The following is a 23,461-nucleotide window of genomic DNA, read 5'->3' as shown; positions in this document are numbered from 1 at the left end:
CATATTAATAATACTAAATGCAGATAGCAGACCAATATTTAAAATGTATAACTTTTAATAAGTTAAAAAAATAGCGCATATGAAATGCGCTATTTTGGTGCAATTAATTAACGTTATGTTCGATTACTATGCGCTGTTTTGCGCCTTCGGTAATACTAGGTTTAGCACAATACCTAAGATTGCACATAAACTGACGCCCTGCAGGCTGAACTCATTACCACCAATATGCATGCCGCCAATTCCACACACTAAAATAAGTGCAACTATGGATAGGTTGCGAGGGGCGGTGAGATCTTCACCCGATTTAACTAACGAGTTAAGACCAACAACCGCTATTGAGCCAAATAATAAAATCATAATGCCGCCCATTACAGGCACAGGAATAGTCTGTAAACCAGCCCCCATTTTTGCCACAAAGGCCAAAATGATCGCAATTACTGCTGTCCACATCATCACCTTAGGGTTAAAGTTACGTGTCAGCATAACCGCCCCTGTCACTTCAGAATAAGTCGTATTAGGTGGCCCACCAAAAATAGACGCTGCAGTAGTGGCTAGACCATCACCAAACAAAGTTCGATGCAAACCAGGCTTTTTAAGATAATCTTTATTGGTCACTTGACTTATCGCCATCATATCGCCGATGTGTTCAATTGCAGGAGCAATAGCAACAGGCACCATAAATAGCACTGCCTGCCATTTAAATTCAGGCCACGTAAATGCGGGCATAGCAATCCACTGTGCATTACTTACAGCATCAAATTGTACAATCCCAAGAACTAACGACAAGCTATAACCTGCTACCACACCCGCTAAGATAGGAATAAGTTTAAAAACACCTTTCCCCCACACAGCAAAGATTAAAGTCACTAAAAGTGAAAATGCAGCCACCCAAATAGCTTTTTCATAGGCTATCAACTGGATTGAACCATCACCACTTTTACCCATAGCCATATTAACTGCAACAGGCGCCAACGCTAAGCCAATCACCATAATCACCGGGCCAACTACCACCGGAGGTAATATTTTATGTAATGTCGCAACGCCTTTTAGTTTCACTAAAATGCTTAACAGCATATATGCAAAACCTGCGGCCATTAAACCGCCCATTGTGGCAGGCACGCCCCACATTTGTACACACGCAATAATTGGTGCAATAAAAGCAAATGAAGACGCTAAGAAGATAGGAACTTGCCCTTTTGTCACTACATGAAACAGTAAAGTGCCTATCCCTGCTGTAAATAACGCCACATTCGGGTCAAGACCCGTTAACAGTGGCACTAATACAAGCGCACCAAAGGCGACAAATAACATTTGCGCCCCAGTTAAGATAGTTTCTACAGAAAAGGTTGACTCTTGATTCACACTATTTTTAGTCACGGTAATAACCTAAACTGTGCCAAAAATTTTATCACCTGCATCACCCAATCCTGGAATGATATAGCCTTTTTCATTTAAATGTGAGTCAAGTGATGCAGTAAAAATTTCTATATCTGGATGCGCTGCTAATGTTTTTTCTACGCCTTCAGGAGCGGCAACTAACACAATCACTTTGATTTCTTTACAGCCGGCTTTTTTTAGCATATCGATAGTAGCGATCATCGATCCGCCCGTTGCTAGCATCGGGTCAATAACTAAACTTAAACGTTCGTCAATTTTACCAACGAGTTTTTCAAAATAAGGGATAGGCTCTAATGTTTCTTCATTACGTTGCAGGCCAACGACGCTGACTTTAGCTGCAGGTAATAACTGCATAACGCCATCCATCATACCAAGGCCTGCTCGTAAAATTGGCACCACGGTAATTTTTTTCCCTTTTATGTGCTCTACTTCAAGCTTATTACCATCCCAACTTTGAATTTCGACTTTTTCAAGTGGCAAGTTTTTTGTGGCTTCATAGGTTAATAACGTACCCACTTCAGATGAAAGTTCACGAAAACTTTTAGTGCTAATGCCATACTTGCGCATTAGGCCTAATTTATGTTGAACAAGAGGGTGATTTATTACATGAATTGTCATTTTAGTGCCTGATAGAAATTAAACTTGCCTTATTTTAGCGTAAAAATACTAAAGTGACTTTTAAAAAATGCTAACTCATATCAATTTAATTAAGAATGATTGCGATAGTGGAATTAAATACGCAATTTATGTCATTTAACGCAACAATCTATTATCAAATAGAACTTAAACAGGTATAGTTTATTATGTTTTTTTTAAGTATGGCGCATGGCTTGAAAAGCCCTTTATTTTTTGCTTTGAGTTTCTTTGTATTATTTGCTTCTTCGATTAGTGCTGAGCAAAAGCAGCTAACTAAGATACAAATAGTAAGTGATTTCATTCCTGAAAATAATAAGGCTGATAAAAATATCGCAAATAAAATTATGCTAACGATTGGGGAACGAATATCCCCCGCTACGGTATTAGAATTTATACCCGCAAGCCGATTACGCGAATGGAAACAGCTACAAACAATGCCTGATGTGTGTTTGTACAATAAAGTGAAAAATAGTGAACGCGAACAAAGTGCCTTTTTCAACCAATACCCAATCATGGCCTTTCCGAGTAATCGATTAGTAATTTACAATCATCCAGAATTATCTCAAGATATAACGTTAGAGGAAGTTATTCAAAAACATAAATTTTTAATCGGTATTTCTGCTGGTCGCTCTTATGGCAAGCACATCGATCAATTTATTGCCTCTCACCCGGATAACTTTGTAGACATCAATGGTGACAAAAGCTCACGACGTTTACATGAAATGTTATTCCAGAATAAGCTAGACGCCATATTAGAGTACACTACGGTGCTTAAAGAACGCTTTAAAAACGACCCTCGAATCGAAAAAACTCGTTTTTTATCAATAGATGAAGAAAGCCACGCAGTATTTGGTTATCTTGCCTGCTCTCGCTCAGAGCAAGGAAAGCTAAACATTGCTACATTTGATAAAGTGTTAAAAGAAACGACAATGCAAAATCAGATCATAAAGCTTCATCAGCAACTTTTTACTGATCCCGAAAGAAGCTTATTAATTTCTGCGTTAAAAGCAAAGTTCAATTTACCACTTAATTAACCTTATTTACTTGATAATATTTGCTCCATCACCCAGCTTGTATGGGTTGCTGAATAGCCTGTAGATGGGTGAATTGTATTATCAAGTAATGCCGATGCCATATTTTCAACATGATACTGCTGAACATGTGTTGGATTCTCTATAGTGAATGCTTGTTGTCCTTGAGCATTGACAACTTTAATTGCTTGCTCATCGAACACACTAAAAGTTATCTCGCCTTTTTCACCATACACAGTAACAATATCAAAGCGTGAAAAGCCGCCAAAATTCCAACTGCCTGAGCCGGTAATTCCACTTTTATGTTGCCAGCAGGCACTAATGGCATCAAACGCGCCATAGAGATTTTGCTGATTGGTAGCGAGTCCTTTCACTGATTGATACTCACCAAATAAATAACCAAACAGATCAAGGCCATGACTGGCTAAATCATCAAAATAGCCACCTGGTGCAATGTCTTTATCTGTGCGCCAATTATAATCCCTGGACTTATCAACTTCGCTAGGGGCTTTACTCAAATGCCAATTTACATGACGCACAGAGCCAATTTCACCAGCATCAATGAGGCTTTTAACTTTATTAAAGCGTGGCAAAGAGCGACGATAATAAGCAACAAATAAAGGAATTTTTTTAGCAGAAAAGGCAGCAAGAATTGCCTCACTTTGCACTAACGTTGGTGCGAGGGGCTTTTCAATACAACAAGGTTTACCTGCTTTTGCTACCATTAAAGCCAATTTCAAATGACTATCTGGGGGCGTGGCAATATACACTGCATCTATTTCATTACTGGCAATCAACTCATCCGCAGTTTTAAACACCAAAGGCACGTTATGACGTTTAGCATAATCTTCAGCAAGAGCGGTATCTCTGCGGGTCACCCCGTGAATAGCAAAGCCCTCTGTGTGCTGATAAGCAGGCCCACTTTTCACCTCAGTCACCGCACCACAACCAATCATGCCCCAACGAATCTGTTTTGTCATTCTACCTTGCTCCAAAGTTTATTTTTGTAATTTGAAATTGTTTACGCATATAGGTATTGATCTTTGTATGTTCTGGGCTCCAACCTGCTAAAAAGCGATAAAAATCAGCCCACGCAACGGGCCAAAGTTCCCGCCAAGCATCAATAACGACGGGCGTAGATTTAGCATGACCAAACGTCTGCATCGCATCGCTAAAGTACTTAAAATAGTTAGCTAAATAATCATCGGCTGTATCGTTTAGCTGCTGTTCGTTCAAACAACTACCCAAAAAGTACATGACATCAACAACACCAACGCCGCCACCGGTATATTGAAAATCATAACCTAAAACGTCCATCGTAGAACAATTAACAGCAAAGTTTGCAAGCTTTGCATCACCATGAATAAGCGTCCTATATTGGCACTCACGCAATATTTTATCTATATTTTTTGCCTGTAGTTTAAGTGCACTATCAGGCATTTTTTCATATTCATCTGGGCGAGTTGCTAAGTGCCAGTAACTGCCTTGTTGCCAAAGACCATCGAGGTTAACTTCAAAGTTAAATGCATGAAAATATGCTAACCATTTGAGAATAGCTGCTATGTGTCGTTGATGTACTTGTGCATTAGTAAAGCCATCTGCTGCAAAATCAGCAAACACTAATACCTTTTGCGAGTCATGCTCTATGGCGTTAAAACAACTAAGCGCCCGAGATTGCTGAGGTAATTGCGGCGCATAATGTAAATACCAATGGTATTCAACATCATAAGAGTGACGTTTACGGTTAATCGCAAACTGTGTTTGTGAAATTCGTGGGTGATTAATGTGATCGGGCACACTAATGGCTTTGATCACACACACTTTATCATCCAAACGACAACGTACTATTTCGCCACAGCCACTCCATAATGAAGTAATAGTCTCTGTAATTTTAATCTTCTTATAATGAAGACGAATTAAAGGTAGATAAAAAGACATACACACCCACGTTAACAAAACCAATCCTTAGTATGGCATAACTAACTGTAGATTAAATGCTTTAGTCAGTTTGTTAGAGCTATTACAAAAAAAGCCCACACAAAGTTGCATGGGCTTTAAGTATAAAAGCGCCCTTACTGCTAGACGCTTACATTGTTGAATTAAGTTAAATATTACTGATTAACAACACTTTTCAGTGGATTCACTGGTTGCGCATTTTCATCGAGTAAGTTCATATCAAAATCAAACTCATCTACACGAATTGCACGTTCACGCTTGATATTGTAATCAATTAGTTTAGCGTACTCTTCTTCTGTAATTACATTTGCAACAAGCGCGTTATCTAGCGTAAGCGCAAAACGAACACCCGGTTTTATAGTTTTACTGCGTAGTGCTTTTTTCACTTTCGCAAGTAAATCTAGGCAACCCATTTTTGCTTTATACGCTTGCTCATTAATATAATGACCATCACCTTCAATTGGTTTAACCAAATGCGTAATTTGCTTTTTAAACGCCGTATCTAATTGTGCTTGTTTAGCTAATTCACGAATTAAATCATCACTGATTTTTGGCATTTTAGTCGAGTAGTTCATGGTAATGAAACGCATGAACTTACGAGTACCACTTGCAGGGAAGTTATCTAAAAACTTATGTAGTGCTTCTTCTGCGCTTTGTAGAGCAAAACGAGTCGCGTAGTGGAAGTAAGGCGCTGCTTGCTCACGCTCGCTGTTTGCTACTTTTTGCTCGTAATACTTAATTGAGGCCATTGCAGCATATAAGAAGCTCATTACGTCGCCTAAGCGTGCAGAAAGCATTTCTGCTTGCTTAAGCTTACCGCCAAGCACTAATAATGAGAAATCTGCGTATACAGCAAGTTTAGCTGATAATTTCTGCGCTGCTTTTTCGTATTCACGTACTTCTGGTAGCTTAGACTCTGCACCAGCGGTGAATGGTAATACACCTAATCGAAATGCACGTAAGCTGTTAGCTACACTGTAACCCACTGTTTTACGTAAAATGCTGTTAAATTCTTTATCTGCATTTTTGTCTTCGCTGTGGATAGACTCAACCATAGACTGTAAATATGGGTGACAGCGCATCACACCTTGACCAAAGATCATCAGGTTACGAGTAAGAATGTTCGCACCTTCTACCGTAATGGCAATAGGCTGTGCGACATAACCACTGGCTAGTGTATTTTGCGGGCCATTTTGAATCGCTTTACCTGCTTGAATATCCATTGCTGAATCAAGCACATCGCGGCCAATTTCAGTCATGTGGTATTTTGCAATTGCGGTAACAACAGATGGTTTTAAGCCCATGCCCAAACCTTCGGTAGTTAATACTCGCATTGCTTCTTGAAGGTATGTTTTACCCGCAATATCAGCGAGTTTTTCTTGAATACCTTCGAATTGACCAATGGATAGACCAAATTGCTCACGCACAGCGGCGTACTCTGATGCCCCTTTAAATGCTACCTGTGACGAACTCACACCCAGTGCAGGTAATGAAATACCACGGCCAGCACCTAAACAGCTAACCAACATTTGCCAACCACGACCGATGTTCTTTTGTCCACCGATGATGAAATCCATTGGTACAAACACTTTATTACCACGTGTAGTACCGTTGTAAAAACGAATACCCATAGGATCGTGACGATTACCAAGCTCAACTCCTGGGTGCTCTTTTGGAATAAGCGCACAGGTAATACCTAAGTTTTCTTTGCCACCAAGTAAACCCTCTGGATCGACAACCTTAAATGCTAAACCGAGTACTGTTGCAATCGGTGCAAGGGTGATATAGCGCTTGTCCCACGTGATCTCAAGACCAAGTACTTCTTCGCCATTGTGCATACCTTTAGTCACTACGCCGATATCAGGAATACCGCCAGCATCTGAGCCTGCTTCAGGGCTAGTCAATGCAAAACATGGAATATCACGACCATTGGCTAAACGCGGTAAATAGTGTGCTTGTTGCTCTTGTGTACCAAAGTGCAGTAATAATTCACCCGGCCCTAATGAGTTAGGCACCATAACAGTTACTGCAACTGCAGAGCTCTTAGTCGCAATCGTTGCAACAATTGTTGAGTTTGCATAAGGGCTGAACTCTAAGCCACCAAATGACTTTGGTATAATCAACGAGAAAAAGCGTTCTTTTTTCAAAAACTCTAGGATGTAATCAGGTAAATGAACACCGCTTTGTATTTCAGTATCGTCGATCATTCCTAATAGTTCTTGTAATGGGCCGTCGATAAATGCTTGTTCGTCAGCGCTTAATGTTGCTGCAGACACTGCACGTAATGCACTGAAGTCAGGTTTACCTTGATAGATAGACCCTTCTAACCACACATCACCGGCATCAAGTGCTTCTTGTTCTGTGATTGAAATACTTGGTAAAACTTTTTTTAATTTTGTACGTAAGCTCATAATGGACTCATCCGACCAGATAGTAATATCTACATTACGTCATAAAATGAGCAAGAGATCAATTGGCCCAACCAGTTTTTTTAACATTATTTTCAATTATTTTTTAATAAAGTAGCTAAGCCATTGAATAAAAACAGCTTACACATGTACGCTGAATTTCGGATATTCCGGCTTTTTGCGGCCTCACTGATAGGCAAAAAGATGAATGAGTGATTTAAAGATTAAAAATCAGCAAGCTGAGCATTACACTGTGAAATTAAATCCTGTGGGCTGAGCGCTATTTCCAACCCCCGCTTGCCGGCACTGACATAGATAACATCAAATAGTATTGCGCTTTTATGTACAAAGGTGGGCAAGCGTTTTTTTTGTGACAGCGGACTTACGCCTCCCAAAATATAACCTGTGCTTTTTTGTACTTTTTGCGGATCAGCCATGTGGACTTTTTTAGTACCGCAGACCTGAGCTAATTGCTTTAAATTAACTTGTTGTACCACAGGTGTAATTGCCACTATCAGTGCGTTTTCTGCAGTTTCTAGCACTAATGTTTTAAATACCTGGGCCGAATTTAAATTAAGCTTTTCAACCGCTTCATAACCAAACTGAGTATTTTTTGGATCGTGCTCATAACTTAAAACAGTAAAGGAAATATTCAATTTTTCGAGCAGTAAAATAGCTGGTGTCATACCCTGTTCCTTTTGGTTACCTATTTAATTCAGACTTCTACTAAAATTACATATCAATACACTGATTAAGGAGTGAATAATGAAGAATATCTCTGTCACAACTTTATTTAAATACGCAAGTATTGCCCTGTTTGGTTTTATTGCCATTAATTTTATGTGCCAAGAATACACTCATTGGGTAAAGAGTTTATCCTGCCAGCAAAAATGTCAAACTCTTGGTTTTCAAAGTAAGCGCACTCAAGAGGGTGTTTATTTAAGTGAATCGACTCTATGTCAGTGCTTGGATTATCTTGTTGTGTTAGATAGTTAACCATTCACACCTTTATAAAACAGGGCACTGAATGTATTCAGATCATTAAAGCTTACTTAGTAAAAAATGGCGCCAGTTGGCGCCATTTTTATTTAATCCGTTGATAACTACTTAGTTAAATCATCAAAGAATTTTTTCACGCCATCAAAGAAACCTTTTTCTTTTGGGCGGTTTTTAGAACCATCTTTACCCATGCTTTGCTCTAACTCTTCAAGCAACTCACGTTGACGTTCATTTAAGTTAACAGGTGTTTCGATCACAACTTTACAAATTAAATCACCAACCGCACCACTGCGCACAGATTTTACGCCTTTACCACGCATGCGGAACATTTTGCCCGTTTGACTCTCTGGTGGTATTTTTAACTTTGCACGGCCATCAAGTGTCGGTACTTCAATCTCGCCACCTAAAGCAGCCGTTGTAAAGCCAATTGGTACTTCACAGTATAAGTTATTGGCTTCTCGAACAAAGATTGGATGTTCACGTACAGATACTTGCACATATAAATCACCAGCAGGTGCTCCATGAGCCCCCGCTTCACCTTCGCCAGATAAACGAATACGGTCGCCCGTATCGACACCCGCAGGTATTTTTACTGATAATGTTTTTGTTTTCTCTACGCGGCCTTGACCATGACAGCTATTACATGGATCAGAAATAATTTGTCCTGTACCGTGACAGGTCGGACAAGTTTGTTGTACGGCAAAGAAACCTTGACGCATTTGAACTTGGCCTGCGCCATGACATGTTGTACATGTTTTTGGTTTAGAACCGGGTTTAGCACCACTGCCATCACACGGTGAACAGCTCACCCATGTTGGCACTTTAATTTCAACTTCTTTACCACGAACGGCTTCTTCTAAACTTAGGTCCATGTTGTAACGTAAATCTGCACCTCGTTGCTGACGAGATTGACGACGTCCACCGCCACCGCCGCCAAAGATGTCACCGAACACGTCACCAAAAATATCACCAAAATCACCCTGACCACCGCCACCAAAGCCGCCATGTCCACCACCGCCACCTTGTTCAAATGCCGCATGACCATATTGGTCATACATTTGGCGCTTTTGATCATCGGTTAAAATTTCATAAGCTTCTTTTACTTCTTTGAACTTATTTTCGAGCTCTTTATCACCTGCGGTACGATCTGGATGATATTTCATCGCTAAGCGTTTATACGCTTTTTTAATGTCTCTTTCGCTGGCATCTTTAGCCACACCAAGAACTTCATAATAATCGCGTTTTGACATATCTATCACACTACTCTTTTGCTACTGCAGCTTTGCTGCGGATAAACCGATAAATCATATCGATTTACCATTGAATTGTTTTAATTTTTTATGCACGTTTTAACATGCAAAAGGCGCGTTAAGCTTTAGCCTACGCGCCTCATTCGTTCATCCTAACTTAAACACCCAGTTTAGTCATGGTGTTTAAGTCAGTGAGAAGCGTCAGCAACAATTACTTGTCGTCTTTAACTTCTTCGAACTCTGCATCTACAACGTCATCGTCTTGCTTAGCTGACTGTTGTGGTTGCTCACCAGCGTCACCGCTAGTTTGTTGTGCTTTAGCTTGTGCGATTTCCATCAATTTCTGTGACTTTTCTGCAAGAGCTTGAGTCTTCGCTTCAATCTCTTCTTTGTTATCACTCTTGATTGCTGCTTCTAGGTCAACAACAGCCGCTTCAATTGCTTCTTTGTCTTCACTAGGTAGTGCATCGCCAGCTTCTTCGATTTGCTTACGCGTACCGTGTACCATTGCATCTGCTTGGTTACGAGTCGCTACAAGCTCTTCGAATTTTTTATCTTCTTCAGCGTTAGCTTCTGCATCACGAACCATTTTTTCAACTTCTTCGTCACTTAGACCTGAAGACGCTTGAATCGTAATTTTTTGTTCTTTACCTGTATCTTTATCTTTTGCCGATACATGTAAGATACCATCCGCATCCACATCGAAAGTAACTTCGATTTGTGGTGTACCACGTTGTGCAGGACGAATGCCTTCTAGGTTAAATTGACCTAGAGATTTGTTATCGCTCGCACGTTTACGCTCACCTTGTAGTACGTGAATTGTAACTGCAGATTGGTTATCTTCTGCTGTTGAGAATGTTTGCGATTTCTTAGTAGGAATCGTTGTGTTTTTCTCAATTAACGCCGTCATTACAGAACCCATTGTCTCAATACCTAGAGATAATGGAGAAACATCGAGCAATAGTACGTCTTTAACGTCACCTGCTAGTACACCACCTTGAATCGCCGCACCTACTGCAACAGCTTCATCAGGGTTAACATCTTTACGTGGCTCTTTACCAAAGAACTCACTTACCGTTTTTTGTACTAATGGCATACGTGTTTGACCACCAACAAGAATAATGTCGCTGATGTCACTAACCGATAAGTCTGCATCAGCTAGTGCACGTTTTAGTGGTTCAATCGACTTAATTACTAAGTCTTCAACAAGTGATTCAAGCTTAGCACGTGTCAATTTCACGTTCATGTGCTTAGGACCTGTTGCATCAGCAGTTACATACGGAAGGTTTACTTCAGTAGATTGTGCAGATGATAATTCAATTTTTGCTTTTTCAGCAGCTTCTTTAACACGTTGCATTGCAAGAGGATCAGTTTTTAAGTCTAAACCTTGATCTTTCTTGAACTCAGCTACTAAGTAGTTGATTACACGGTTATCGAAATCTTCACCACCTAAGTGAGTGTCGCCGTTTGTAGCAAGTACTTCAAATGTGTGCTCGCCTTCAACTTCATCAATTTCAATGATTGATAAATCGAAAGTACCACCACCTAAGTCATATACTGCAACAATGTTTTCGCCTTTGTTTTTGTCCATGCCATAAGCAAGGGCAGCAGCAGTAGGCTCATTGATGATACGTTTAACTTCAAGACCCGCAATACGACCAGCATCTTTAGTTGCTTGACGTTGTGAATCATTAAAATACGCTGGTACTGTGATAACGGCTTCTGTAACTTCTTCACCTAAGAAGTCTTCTGCTGTTTTTTTCATTTTTTTCAGTACTTCAGCTGAAATTTGTGGTGCAGCGCGTTTTTCGCCACCCGCTTCAACCCATGCATCACCATTATCTGCTTTGATGATTTGAAAAGGCATGATGCCAATATCGCGTTGTACTTCTTCGTCTTCAAAACGACGACCAATTAAACGCTTAATTGCAAATAATGTGTTAGTTGGGTTTGTCACTGCTTGACGTTTTGCAGGTTGACCAACAAGTGTTTCACCATCTTGCGTGTATGCAATGATCGATGGTGTTGTGCGATCGCCTTCCGCATTTTCAATTACGCGCGCTTTATCGCCATCTAGTACTGCTACACAAGAGTTAGTAGTACCTAAGTCAATTCCAATAATTCTACCCATGAATCTTCTCCAACTTCAAAATTCGTTATTACGTTCGATGACTAGTTAATAGGGATGCCAGATACTGAATTCAACTGTAAAAATAAAAAAAAATGACTTTTTTGTCATTTTTTTTGCAAATAACCCTATTGAAAGTATGGATTGGTGTTTTTTACAGCAAAAGCGTTACTTTCCACAAGTGGTCTGATGAGTTTTAGTGTGCTATAAATCTACCAAACACATATTTATTTACATAAGGAATGACCATGCATTTTGATGAACTTCTAAATAGCGCTGCTGCAATTGGAAAAATGTCGACCGAGCAGCAAAAAAACGCAACCATGCAGTTTCCTGCAAATTGGTGCCAAGGTCGCACTGCATTTGGTGGCTTATCAGCCTCTTTACTGTATCAAGCGATGCGCCAACAGATTGAGCCTTCACGTCGCTTACTGTCATTAAGCACTAATTTTGTTGGCCCCTTATTAGCTGATACCGATTTTTCTTTACACATTGAAATACTCCGTGAAGGTAAAAACAGTACTCAAGTGCTGGCAAAAGCTGTACAAAATGGGCAAGTAAGTGTCATTGTACAAGCCTGCTTTGCTAAGTCTCGTGATTCAGGCATTCATGTCCCTGTCAGTAAAAAAATGACTCTAAAACCAGTTGACCCTCGTTACACACTGCCTTTTCAAACTGGTGCGATGCCGGAGTTTTTCCAGCATGTAGATTTATGCCCACAACAAGGAGATATGCCATTTGTTGGTGCCGATACTTCTCATTTGGGTGGTTGGATGAGGTTAAAACAAATGCCAAGTGCATTAAATGAAGCGCATATAATTGCATTAACTGATGCATGGCCGCCTACGCTTTTACAAATGTTCAAGCAACCAGCCCCCGCTAGCAGCATGTCTTGGTATTTAGAGTTTGTGCAACAGCCAACAATTGAACCTGGGCAATGGCTTGGTTTTGAAGCAATTACCCATCACTGTAAAGACGGGTATGGTTTGGAAGATGGTTGCATTTGGTCACAATCGGGTGAGCTTATTGCGCTAACACGACAAACTGTTGCGTTATTTGATTAAGTTTGGCTTTGTAATTTTAGCGTAATCACTGCCATCAAATTCCATAATTGCATGGTATTCACCACTTTGAATGATATGGGTCAGGCCCATATCAAATTTTTCCTGTAATACTTTGTTGTTAAAATAAGCTGGCCGAGGGGATTTGGCGAAAACGGGGTGAATTGTCACTTTTTTAACTTCATGAGATTTCTGATATTGCTGCAAATAATATAAGAAGATCCGTTTTTCTAATACAACAACGTCAACCCACTCTTTCATCAAGTGGTCAACTTGTGCTTCTTGATTCGCTACTTCCTCATAATGATTTAGTTTCGCAGTTATAGTCTCATAAGGTGGTGATATGAATGCCGTAGCATTTTGAAAAGCGAGTACACTTTTTCCTAATAGATCATAAACCGAATTAATTTTGAAATCATTAACCGCTAAACTAACCGCAACATTTTGATAAAATAGCAGGTTTTGGCTCGGGTAAATGCCATTTACTCGCGTACCAGCATAATTCACTGCCACATCCACTTCAAGCTGCTCTAGTGAATATTCTATACGTTTATTAGTCATATATATAATATCTAAGTCAGTGACACCTTGGCTTTTAAACGCAGATTTGATTATTTCTAACTGTAGACCTGTATCATCATGGCTAAAAACATAAGGTGGTAAAGATGGGCTAACAGCCACTGTTATACGGTTGTTAGGTTGCGGTGCAGACAAACCAAAAGCGTTTAGACTTATTACTGTTATAAAGATAAAAATTAAGTACTTCAAAATGAACCCTTGGATTATATGATGTGATCTACATTGCGGCTGCAAAATTATTTTATACCTTAACTTAGAAAAACAATAAAAAATCATATAATTGTATTTCGCCATTATTTGATGCAAACTTTGATAACTCTCTTACTTTATTAGGTTATTGATTTGCAAACAGCTTGCCCTAACTGTGATCTAATTATCGACATCCCTGAAGTTGGTGCAAAGCAAATGGCTGTGTGTCCACATTGCCATAGTAAGCTCGGTGCCGCAAATATAAACTACGATGCTAGAATTGTTGCTTTGTGCTTAAGCGCTCTTTTAATGCTATTAAGTAGTATGTTCTATCCCTTTATTTCATTTAGTAGCAGCGGCATAACTCAAACAATTACTTTACCTGATGCTGCCAGAATTTTATTTAATTACGATAGTGATTTACTTGGCCTATTTATTGATATCAGTATCATCGGGTTACCGATGACATTGCTCACTCTTTTAATACCACTGCATCTAGGTATTTTAAAAGTCTTACCTTATGGTATAGCGAAACGATTACTTAAGTTTACGTTAGCGCTTGAGCCTTGGATCATGTCAGAGATATTTTTAATTGGTGTACTCGTGAGTATGGTCAAAATAATGTCTATGGCAGATATAAATTTTGGTGTTAGCTTTTGGGCTTATATTGCCTTCGTAATTTTTTATATTGCTGCGCTAGCCCATTTAAATCGTGCTCGTTTATGGGATCAAGTAAAGCCAGTTGCAGCTATCGATGAAGCAGAGCATAGCCATAGAGCTATCGATAATAACATCAGCGCCTGTCATGTTTGCCACCAGCTATGTAACGATAAGTATTGCTCACGTTGCCATACTAAAACCCATGTACGTAACCCCCATAGCATTCAAAAGGCCACGGCATGGCTTATCACTTCAGTCGTTTGTTATATACCCGCCAATTTATTTCCAATTATGTATACAACGAGTTTAGGCGACCAATCTCCATCTACCCTCATTGGCGGCGTCATTGTGCTATGGAAAGCTGGTTCATACCCTATTGCTATGATTATATTTCTAGCAAGTGTCGTCGTGCCATTAGCGAAAGCATTAGTATTGAGCTTTCTGTGTTATATCGTCAGGCACCCAGTAAATAGTCAAACTAAAAGGTATACTAAGGTTTACCAATTAACTGAATTTATTGGTAAATGGTCTATGATTGATGTATTTGTTGTTGCTATTTTAGTAGCCTTAGTACAACTTGGTAATCTGATGTCAGTGACCCCTGGTGTAGGCACCATATTTTTTACCGCTATGGTGCTTAGCCAAATGATGGCTGCCCATGCGTTTGACCCACGACTTTTGTGGGACTCACCTAACAACGAACAAAATAGTAATTAGAGATTACCCATGAGTGAAACTGCAACAGTAGAAAAAGAACCTACAATATCCGCTATCTGGATAATACCTGTGATCGCGTTACTTGTTGGTGCTTGGATGCTTTATCAATATCAAGCGAATAAAGGGGCAACCATTTTTATTTCAATGCCTCATGCCGAAGGCATTATTGCTGGTAAGACCGAAATTAAAGTACGCAGTGTGAAGATTGGTCAGGTTGATCATGTTCGTCTTTCTGATGATAAAAATAGTGTTATTGCACGTGCACAAATTGATAAGCACTACGATAATTTACTTACTGAAGATGCTAATATTTGGGTTGTTAAGCCGCGGATTGACGAAACAGGTATTAGTGGCATGAGTACACTTTTATCCGGAGTCTATTTAGAATTTTCCCCAGGTGAAAGTAAAAAAACCAAAGAAAGATTTACGCTCCAAGATGAGCCCGCACTGATAGCTAAAGACGTCAAAGGTGGACGCTTTACTTTACTTAGTTATAACGCTGAGGTACTTGATGTAAGTACCAGTATCTACTTTAAAAACTATAAGATAGGTCAAGTTGAGACTGCTACGTTTGATTGGAAAAATCAAGCTATGAAATACGGGATTTTCATCAATGAACCATATCAGAACCTTATCACAGTCAACTCTATTTTTTGGGTCAATGCAGGTGTTGAAATAGACCTATCTGCCGATGGTATTAATGTTAATACAGGATCTTTGAGTAAATTGCTAAAAGGAGGGATTTCGGTTGGTTTGCCAGAACAACAAGCCCCTGGTGATGTTGCCAAAGATGGTCATGGCTTCTCTTTGAGCAAAAGCTATAAACATGCATTAGAAGAACGATTTTATGATTTTGATTATTATTTAATAGAATTTGAACAATCAATTCGCGGTTTACGCCCAGGCGCGCCAGTAGAGTACAGAGGCATGCGAGTCGGAACAGTTGTAGAGGCTCCATCAAATGTAATGATTGATGGCGTTCCTGCTCACTTTAAAACAGATAATACGGCTGTTCCTGTACTTGTTAAAATAGAATATGGCAGGATTTACCACAACAGCGATCAAGCACGTGAATTTTGGAAAAAAAGCGTTGATGGTTGGATTAAAAACGGTCTACGTGCATCACTCAAGCCTGGCAACTTACTAACAGGTGCGGTGTACGTAGATTTTGATATCTATCAGGATGCGCCTGAAGCGCAACTAACAATGGTGTCGCAATATCAAGTATTCCCAAGTATTTCCAGTGGTATTACGGTCCTTGCGGATCAGGTTTCAGATGTACTTAATAAGGTTAACAATTTGAAAATTGAGGATAGCCTTGCTCAAATCGAGTCAACTTTCAATGATTATCAAGCGCTAGCGAATGAAATGCGTGAATTGCTGAATAAAAAAGATACACAAGATTTACCAGGCGATATAAATCGTAATTTTGCTGAAATGACTAAAAGTATGCAACAGTTTGATGTCACTATGAAACAGTTTGAAAAAACCATGGCAAGCTATCAACAAGGTTCTCAATTTCATCATCAGTTACAACAAACGTTATCTGAATTTAAACGCTTAAGCGAAGAGTTACAACCTCTTACCCGTGGCCTTAACGAGCAACCTAATATGTTTATATTTGATAAGTCGTTACCTGCTGATCCAACACCGAGGAAACAATAATGCAAATTTCATTTTTAGCAAAAGCACTGAGTATTGTAGGGTTTGCATTAGTAGCAGGTTGTAGCCAATCGTTAAATGCGCCCGTTGAGTACTATCAATTTGAACAAACTATTCAACCAATGGCGCGTACCAGCACACATACTCAAGCACAGCTACGTATAAATACAGTCACTTTGCGTGGCGCACTTAATAATCGTGGTATCGCAATGAAGCTAGACAATAACCAAATCTCTGCGGCTAATTATCATTTGTGGAGTGAAGCACCAGATATCATGTTAACGGCCAGTGCACATCAAACCTTATTTACTGAGCTGACAAACTGGATGGTAGTAAAAGGCTTGCCCGTGATCACCGATACAGATCAACAAAGCTTTTATGAAATCGAATATGAAATTCACCATTTTAATGGCGATGAATATGGTAATGCTGATATCTCAGGGCTATGGCGTTTGTACCACACTGAGTTTGAGACAGGCAGGGCGTTAAAAGAAATACATTATTTTAGTGAAATCACACCGTTAATTGATGATGATTATGAAGGGCTTGTCGCCACGTTAGAAAAAACATGGGAAACAGTCAATTTAGGGGTTGCCGAACAATTAAAAGCGATTAACAACAAGAGTAATTAAGTAGTCTTGAAGTTTAAAAGAGTTGAGAATTACAACGTCTTGATAAACAGACTAACGGGTTGTTTATCTTTCGTTGTAATAACATCGCTTAGTTTTGTGAATAATAGTTTTTTAAGTACACTTTGAGACGCTAGGTTTTCTGTAGCTGTTATCGCAGCAAGTGTTGGAAATTTTTTCTTCATTAAATTAATCAATGCATTACAAGCTTCAGTTGCATAACCATTACCTGTAAATTGTGCTAAAAATGCATAACCTATATCAGGCACATTCAAATAGTCACGTTTAAATAAACCAATCATACCAATTGCAGTGCCATTTTCAAGCATTACCACGTAAGGCCCAAACCCTTGTTTTTGTTGAGCATCAATAAATGCGGTTTGAATATAGTGGCTCGCCTGCTCTATGGTGTGAATACCTTTATCACTAATGTTTTCATAAAAACTAGGCTGATTAAGTAGCGTTAAAATAAATTCAGCATCGGTTAGCCGCCCAGAACGAATTATTAAACGTTGAGATTTCGTAATAATCATGATATCACTTCTTTAGAACAAAAAAACCTCGACATTGCGAGGTTTATTTAAGCACTTGGAGGGTTAGCTAATTTGTACTATTTGCTTACCTGTAAAGCCACCTTGAAGCTGTTTATTAAGCGCCGCAGAGACACTCTTCGCATCAAAATCAACAGCAATGATATCAGGAATGGTCAAAGAGTTATTGGCAATATTCTCAAGTAATAAATTACCCATAAAGCTCATTCTTTGTTGTGCGCATAAACTGTTAGCCAACCACGCACCGCCAAGCGAGACAATGCCTATATTAGGTGCGCGACGATACATTAACTCTTGTTCAAACTTAGGCAATGGATTTAAACAGGCTATGCGACCGCAAAAGCGCATTAATTCGACGTTGCGAATCGTGGTGTCACCACCAATTGAATCAAGCACCGCATCAAAGCCTTGCGGCCCTAGCTCTCGACGTATTTTATCAACCAGCTTTTTATCGTTGTAATCAAACACCATATCTGCACCAAGCTGCTTAACCAGTTTGTGATTACGTTTGCTTGCTGTCGTAAACACTGTAGCCCCTCGCTGTTTTGCAAATTGGATCGCAAATTGCCCAACAGCACCGCCGCCCGCTTCAATTAGAATTGAATCACCTTCACTAATCTGTAGTTTATCAAGTGCAACTAACGCTGACATACCAGCACAAGGGAGTGTGGCTGCATGGCTTAATTTAACCTCATCAGGAATAACCGACACTGCAAAGTTAGGGACTTTCACATACTGTGACAAAACTCCCTGCTCTCCCACGTTGCCATGAAACATAACCCGCGCCCCCACACAGGGGAATACACCTTTATCAGCTTTTACGACTACACCCACGGCATCTAAACCTAAAGTATGTGGGTATTGCCACTTACAAAAACCTTGTTTTGCAAACTGTGCATCAACTGGATTTAACCCCACATACTCTACTTTTATAAGCAGCTCATTTCCCGTGACTTCAGGCACAGGTAACTCGAGCTCAGATAGCGTTATCTGCTCATTAGGTTCTTGTAGTACAATTGCCCTCATTGAGGCTGGGATTGTAGATAAAATATCAGTATGTGGCATTAAAAACTCAACTTTACTTAATTAACTAACGCATAGCTCCAACGTCCATTAAAGACTTGATAAGTATCAACCTTAGCAAGTAATGATGAAATCGTTGAGTCAACTGCATTTTCTTGTGCTATTAAAACATCCTGCCGCGCATCTAACAACTCTAAGTAAGGTATTTGCCCTTCTTGATACATAGCTTGCGCTTGTAAGAATGCATTATTAGCATAGCTAAAGCGCTCTTTGGCATAGCGGTTCTGCTCATTTTGTTTGACTAAAAGCTGCAGTGATAGTTCACTTTCACTCATCGCATTTAATACTACTTGTTGATATTGGCTATAAGCAGCTTGCGTTAAATATTGCTGGGCATCACGCTGGGCTAATAATGCAGGATAGCTCAATAATGACCACTGTATTTGGGGTGAAACCTGCCATTGTTGCTGTGTATCAGAGAGATGATTATTGCCTAAACTAATAACGCCAGCAAAAGCTGTAAGGCTTATATCTGGCAATAACGCTTTACTGGCCGCAACACTAAATGAATTCGCTTGACTGAACTCAAACAGAGCACGGCTAATATCTGGGCGTAACGCAATTGCATCACTTGGGCTTGCTAAACTCACTGTAAAATCGCGCGAAAATAAGCTGCGTTCATCGCCTAATGATAAATCATCAGGTAATTGACCTGTTAACAAAGCCAATGTAGCTAAATCACGAAAGCGAGCATATTCAATCTCAGGTATTAGAGATTGTTGCTGCTTAAGCTGTGCTAAAGTACGATTTAAATCAAGTTCACTAGCAACTCCCTCTTCGACTCTCGCTTTTAGTACATCAATACTTTGCGTTAGTGCTTCTATTTGCAGATTAATGATTTGCTGTTTTTGTAAATTACCTTGGTAACTAACAAAGCCTTTAACAACCGATGATACAACCTCAATTTGTAATGCTCTCACTTGTTCAGCTTGGCTCATAGCGCCTGCATTCGCGCCATCAACCAATGCCGTCACTTTACCAAATAAATCAAGCTGCCAGTCAAGGTTAACGCCAGCTTGTGATTGGCGTGATTGCACGTTGCCTAGGCTCGTACGTGATGCATCAATACTCACATCACCTTGGGGTAAATACGCAGCCCGTTGCGCCCCCAAACGGGCTAACGCACTTTGTAACTGTAGTTTGCTAGTTTTTAAATTATGATTTCTAGCACGCGCTTTAACGACTAGTTCATTTAATTGCGCTGACTCTAATTGCTGCCACCACGTAAGCTCATCAGTGCCTTGTAATTGCGTTGCAATTTGCGTTTGCTCTACAAATGACTGCAAGTCTGCTTGGTATTGTTGCTCATCAATTTTACTGGCGCAACCGCTTAACAGACCCGCGATTACAACAGCGGTTAACGTTAATTTACTCATTAATTTGCTCCTGTGGTCGATCTTTACGGGTTTTAGTCACCAAAATATAAAATACAGGTGTAAATAATAAACCAAATACCGTCACCCCTATCATTCCTGAGAAAACAGCGTTACCCATAGCATGGCGCATTTCAGCTCCCGCCCCTGTGGCTAAAACTAATGGGATAACCCCAGCGGTAAATGCTATTGATGTCATTAATATTGGGCGCAACCGCATACGGCATGCCTCTAATATGGCATCAAAATGACTCATATTTTGCTTCGTTTTGTCTCTGGCAAACTCAACCATTAAGATAGCGTTTTTCGATGCAAGAGCGACCAATACAATCAATGCTATTTGAGTGAAAATATTATTATCATCACCCACTAACCACACTCCCATTAATGCTGAAAAAATCGTCATTGGCACTATTAAAATAATTGCTAACGGTAAACGTAAACTCTCATAAGTTGCAGCAAGAACCATAAATACTAATAATACGACGAGAGGAAAAACATACACCATAGTATTACCCGCTAAAATCTGCTGGAATGTCACCTCAGTCCATTCATATTCTATTCCTGTCGGTAAGGTGTCGGCTAAAATAGCTTCAATAGCGTATTGTGCTTGATCAGAGCTATAGCCTGGAGCAGGACTGCCGTTAAGTTCGGCGCTTGGGTAACCATTGTAATGCATTACTCTGTCTGGCCCTGTTGTTGGTGTAGCCGTTAATACAGAGCCAAGCGGTACCATTTTTCCTAAGTTATTACGTACTTTAAGGTTTAAAATCTGTTCAGGGTCTAATCTATAATCAGCATCGGCTTGTGCATTAACCTGATACGTTCGACCAAATAGATTAAAATCATTTACATACATAGAACCTAAATAAACTTGTAGTGCGTTAAATACTTCGTCTAATGGGATACCTTGTATAAGCGCTTGCTCACGGTCGATATCAATATCCATTTGTGGTACTTGAATTCTAAAACTTGAGTACAAGCCCATTAGCGCAGGATCTTGTTGTGCTTTACCGATAACTGCTTGCAGGCTATTAAATAATGCTTCAAATCCCTTATTTCCACGATCCTCTATTTGCAATTTAAACCCACCGGTAGTGCCGAGTCCTTGAATGGGTGGTGGCGGAAATACAGCAACAAATGCTTCATCTATGGCAGTAAAACGCTTATTAAGTTGCGCGGCAATAGCCATCGCAGATTGACTCGGATCAGTGCGTTCACTAAATGCTTCAAGAGGTGTGAATACAATTGCGCTATTCGGGCTGTTAGTAAAACCATTAACCGAAAGTCCCGGGAATGCAACAGTATTGGCAACGCCTGGCACTTGCAGTGCTATTTCTTGCATTTGCTTTACCACCTCTTGAGTACGATCAAGGCTTGCTGCATCAGGTAGCTGAGCAATTGAAACAAGATACTGTTTATCTTGCGCTGGAATAAAACCGCCTGGTACGGCATCAAACAACTTAATCGTACCGCCTAATAGAGCAACATATGCAACCATGACGATAACGCTCATACGCATTAACTTTTGTACTAATTTTTGATAGCCGTTAGCACCTTTATCAAATACGCGGTTAAATGGCTTAAATAACCAGCGACCAAATAAACGGTTTAATAAACGCGTTAATGCATCAGGCTTTGCATCATGACTTTTTAGTAGTAGTGCCGATAAAGCTGGAGACAGCGTTAATGAGTTAAAAGCTGAAATCACGGTTGAAATAGTAATCGTTAACGCAAACTGTTTATAAAATTGACCCGATAAGCCACTAATAAACGCAGTTGGAATAAACACAGCACATAATACCAATGCAATAGCAATAATTGGCCCGGTTACTTCTGTCATTGCAACACGTGTCGCCTCGAGCGGAGATAAGCCTTGCTCAATGTTACGCTCAACATTTTCAACCACAACTATGGCATCATCAACTACAATACCTATAGCCAATACCAAACCAAATAAAGATAAGGTATTGATAGACACGCCTAGCCATTGCATCACCGCAAACGTACCAATTAAAGACACTGGCACCGCAATTAACGGGATTATTGAAGCTCGCCAAGTTTGTAAGAACAGCACCACGACAATAACAACTAACGCAACCGCTTCAAGTAAAGTCGTAATAACGGCATCAATGGAACCACGCACAAACACGGTAGGATCGTAAACGATGTCGTATTCTACCCCTGATGGAAAATCTTTAGACAAGCGAGCCATAGTCTCACGCACTTGGTCTGAAAGCTCAATCGCGTTCGAACCAGGACGTTGAAATATTGGCATAGCTAATGCGGGTTGGTTATCAAGCTCTGCACGCAATGAATAGGTGTTTTGGCCTAAATCCAAGCGCGCGACATCACTTAAACGGGTTAACTGCCCCTGCTCACCCACTTTAATAATGACTTGTTCAAACTCTTCAATACTATTTAAACGGCCTTTAACGTTCAACAATACTTGAAATTGGCTATCTGTAGAAGCAGGTTGTGCGCCTAAACTTCCCGCCGCGACCTGTTGATTTTGTGAGCGCAGTGCTGTAACTACATCCATTGCGGTCAATTCTCGTGCGGCTAATGCATCAGGGTTTAACCACACACGCATAGAGTATTGACCACCCCCAAACAGTTTAACATCACCAACGCCTGCTAGACGGGCAATTTGGTCTTTAATATATAGATCTGCATAGTTAGATAAATACGCTGTGTCGTGTGTTTTCTCAGGTGAATATAAGTGAACAACCATGGTCAGATCTGGCGATGACTTTTCAGCCACCACACCTAAACGTTGTACTTCTTCCGGTAAACGAGGCAGTGCACTGTTTACTCGGTTTTGTACTTGTACTTGCGCGCGGTCTAAATCAGTACCCAGTGCAAAAGTAACCGTGAGCGTCATTCGGCCATCACTGGTGGCTTGAGAAAACATATACAACATGTTTTCTGTCCCATTTATCTCTTGCTCAAGCGGCGTTGCAACGGTTTGTGCAATTACCGTTGGATTTGCGCCAGGGTAATTCGCCGTTACGACTACAGTCGGTGGCACTACCTCTGGGTACTCGCTAACCGGTAATTGGAATAGAGAAATTGCCCCTGCGATTAAAATCACTAGCGACAACATGGCTGCAAATATAGGCCGTTGAATAAAAAAATGTGAAAATTTCAT

At 40.1% G+C, this 23,461-nt stretch carries 19 protein-coding genes; 6 read left to right on the top strand and 13 right to left on the bottom strand.

From position 1 onward, the window contains the following. Window positions 1-126 precede the first annotated feature (126 nt). Window positions 127-1,362: a uracil-xanthine permease family protein gene (locus QMA12_RS05150; protein WP_087533981.1), complete on the bottom strand. Its 1,236-nt coding sequence runs from the start codon at window positions 1,360-1,362 to the stop codon at window positions 127-129. 24 nt (window positions 1,363-1,386) lie between these two features. Further along, entirely contained in the window at window positions 1,387-2,016 is a 630-nt protein-coding gene (gene upp / locus QMA12_RS05145) for a uracil phosphoribosyltransferase (RefSeq protein ID WP_290208972.1), read from the bottom strand. Window positions 2,017-2,201: 185 nt separating this feature from the next. Here upp and QMA12_RS05140 point away from each other — a divergent pair, with 185 nt between their 5' ends. After that, a complete protein-coding gene (locus QMA12_RS05140) occupies window positions 2,202-3,068 on the top strand; it encodes a hypothetical protein (RefSeq protein WP_290208970.1) in 867 nt (288 codons plus the stop codon). A 2-nt stretch (window positions 3,069-3,070) separates the two neighbouring features. Here the strand turns inward: QMA12_RS05140 and QMA12_RS05135 are convergent, their stop codons facing one another. From QMA12_RS05135 to ybaK, 4 genes are all read right to left on the bottom strand, one after another. Further along, window positions 3,071-4,045, bottom strand: coding sequence for a Gfo/Idh/MocA family oxidoreductase (locus tag QMA12_RS05135; RefSeq protein ID WP_087533977.1), 975 nt, complete (start codon window positions 4,043-4,045; stop codon window positions 3,071-3,073). A 1-nt stretch (window position 4,046) separates the two neighbouring features. Beyond that, window positions 4,047-5,003: a kinase gene (locus QMA12_RS05130; protein ID WP_290208969.1), complete on the bottom strand. Its 957-nt coding sequence runs from the start codon at window positions 5,001-5,003 to the stop codon at window positions 4,047-4,049. A gap of 173 nt (window positions 5,004-5,176) precedes the next feature. Further along, the gene (locus tag QMA12_RS05125) at window positions 5,177-7,432 is read right to left on the bottom strand and encodes an acyl-CoA dehydrogenase (protein WP_290208968.1); all 2,256 of its coding nucleotides are present in this window, start codon (window positions 7,430-7,432) and stop codon (window positions 5,177-5,179) included. Window positions 7,433-7,653: 221 nt separating this feature from the next. Continuing rightward, entirely contained in the window at window positions 7,654-8,115 is a 462-nt protein-coding gene (ybaK, locus tag QMA12_RS05120; RefSeq protein ID WP_087534697.1) for a Cys-tRNA(Pro) deacylase, read from the bottom strand. Window positions 8,116-8,194: 79 nt separating this feature from the next. Here ybaK and QMA12_RS05115 point away from each other — a divergent pair, with 79 nt between their 5' ends. Then, complete coding sequence (locus QMA12_RS05115) at window positions 8,195-8,425, top strand: hypothetical protein (protein WP_140394341.1); 231 nt, start codon at window positions 8,195-8,197, stop codon at window positions 8,423-8,425. A 107-nt stretch (window positions 8,426-8,532) separates the two neighbouring features. On the opposite strand, the gene dnaJ is transcribed toward QMA12_RS05115, so the two are convergent. Together dnaJ and dnaK are read right to left on the bottom strand one after the other, a co-directional pair. Beyond that, window positions 8,533-9,678, bottom strand: coding sequence for a molecular chaperone DnaJ (gene dnaJ, locus QMA12_RS05110; protein WP_087533689.1), 1,146 nt, complete (start codon window positions 9,676-9,678; stop codon window positions 8,533-8,535). 211 nt (window positions 9,679-9,889) lie between these two features. Next, window positions 9,890-11,809, bottom strand: a complete 1,920-nt coding sequence (gene dnaK / locus QMA12_RS05105; protein ID WP_290208967.1) for a molecular chaperone DnaK — start codon at window positions 11,807-11,809, stop codon at window positions 9,890-9,892. Between the two features lie 245 nt (window positions 11,810-12,054). Here dnaK and QMA12_RS05100 point away from each other — a divergent pair, with 245 nt between their 5' ends. Then, window positions 12,055-12,870, top strand: a complete 816-nt coding sequence (locus tag QMA12_RS05100) for a thioesterase family protein (RefSeq protein WP_290208966.1) — start codon at window positions 12,055-12,057, stop codon at window positions 12,868-12,870. Here the strand turns inward: QMA12_RS05100 and QMA12_RS05095 are convergent. After that, entirely contained in the window at window positions 12,859-13,635 is a 777-nt protein-coding gene (locus QMA12_RS05095; RefSeq protein ID WP_176372568.1) for a transporter substrate-binding domain-containing protein, read from the bottom strand. The two genes, QMA12_RS05100 and QMA12_RS05095, sit on opposite strands and share 12 nt — an antisense overlap. A 153-nt stretch (window positions 13,636-13,788) precedes the next feature. On the opposite strand from QMA12_RS05095, the gene QMA12_RS05090 reads away from it, so the two are divergent. Genes QMA12_RS05090 through QMA12_RS05080 form a run of 3 tightly spaced genes read left to right on the top strand, consistent with a single transcriptional unit; the run spans window position 13,789 to window position 17,306 of the window. After that, complete coding sequence (locus QMA12_RS05090) at window positions 13,789-15,012, top strand: PqiA/YebS family transporter subunit (RefSeq protein WP_087533692.1); 1,224 nt, start codon at window positions 13,789-13,791, stop codon at window positions 15,010-15,012. Window positions 15,013-15,021: 9 nt separating this feature from the next. Then, window positions 15,022-16,677, top strand: coding sequence for an intermembrane transport protein PqiB (pqiB, locus tag QMA12_RS05085; RefSeq protein ID WP_290208965.1), 1,656 nt, complete (start codon window positions 15,022-15,024; stop codon window positions 16,675-16,677). Beyond that, the gene (locus tag QMA12_RS05080; protein ID WP_087533694.1) at window positions 16,677-17,306 is read left to right on the top strand and encodes a PqiC family protein; all 630 of its coding nucleotides are present in this window, start codon (window positions 16,677-16,679) and stop codon (window positions 17,304-17,306) included. Before pqiB ends, QMA12_RS05080 begins: the two co-directional genes overlap by 1 nt. A gap of 29 nt (window positions 17,307-17,335) precedes the next feature. On the opposite strand, the gene QMA12_RS05075 is transcribed toward QMA12_RS05080, so the two are convergent. The 4 genes from QMA12_RS05075 to QMA12_RS05060 form a co-directional block, all read right to left on the bottom strand. Next, on the bottom strand, window positions 17,336-17,836 hold the full coding sequence (locus QMA12_RS05075) for a GNAT family N-acetyltransferase (protein ID WP_290208964.1): 501 nt from the start codon (window positions 17,834-17,836) through the stop codon (window positions 17,336-17,338). Between the two features lie 63 nt (window positions 17,837-17,899). Next, the gene (locus QMA12_RS05070; protein ID WP_290208963.1) at window positions 17,900-18,919 is read right to left on the bottom strand and encodes a zinc-binding dehydrogenase; all 1,020 of its coding nucleotides are present in this window, start codon (window positions 18,917-18,919) and stop codon (window positions 17,900-17,902) included. 17 nt (window positions 18,920-18,936) lie between these two features. Further along, entirely contained in the window at window positions 18,937-20,313 is a 1,377-nt protein-coding gene (locus QMA12_RS05065; RefSeq protein ID WP_290208962.1) for a TolC family protein, read from the bottom strand. Then, window positions 20,306-23,461: a multidrug efflux RND transporter permease subunit gene (locus QMA12_RS05060; protein WP_290208961.1), complete on the bottom strand. Its 3,156-nt coding sequence runs from the start codon at window positions 23,459-23,461 to the stop codon at window positions 20,306-20,308. Before QMA12_RS05060 ends, QMA12_RS05065 begins: the two co-directional genes overlap by 8 nt.

It is taken from the genome of Pseudoalteromonas sp. APC 3893, from assembly GCF_030408095.1.
In the GTDB taxonomy this organism is placed as follows: Bacteria; Pseudomonadota; Gammaproteobacteria; order Enterobacterales; family Alteromonadaceae; genus Pseudoalteromonas.
The sequence above is the reverse complement of the archived record's forward strand: the minus strand, read 5'-3'. Positions and strand labels throughout refer to the sequence as shown.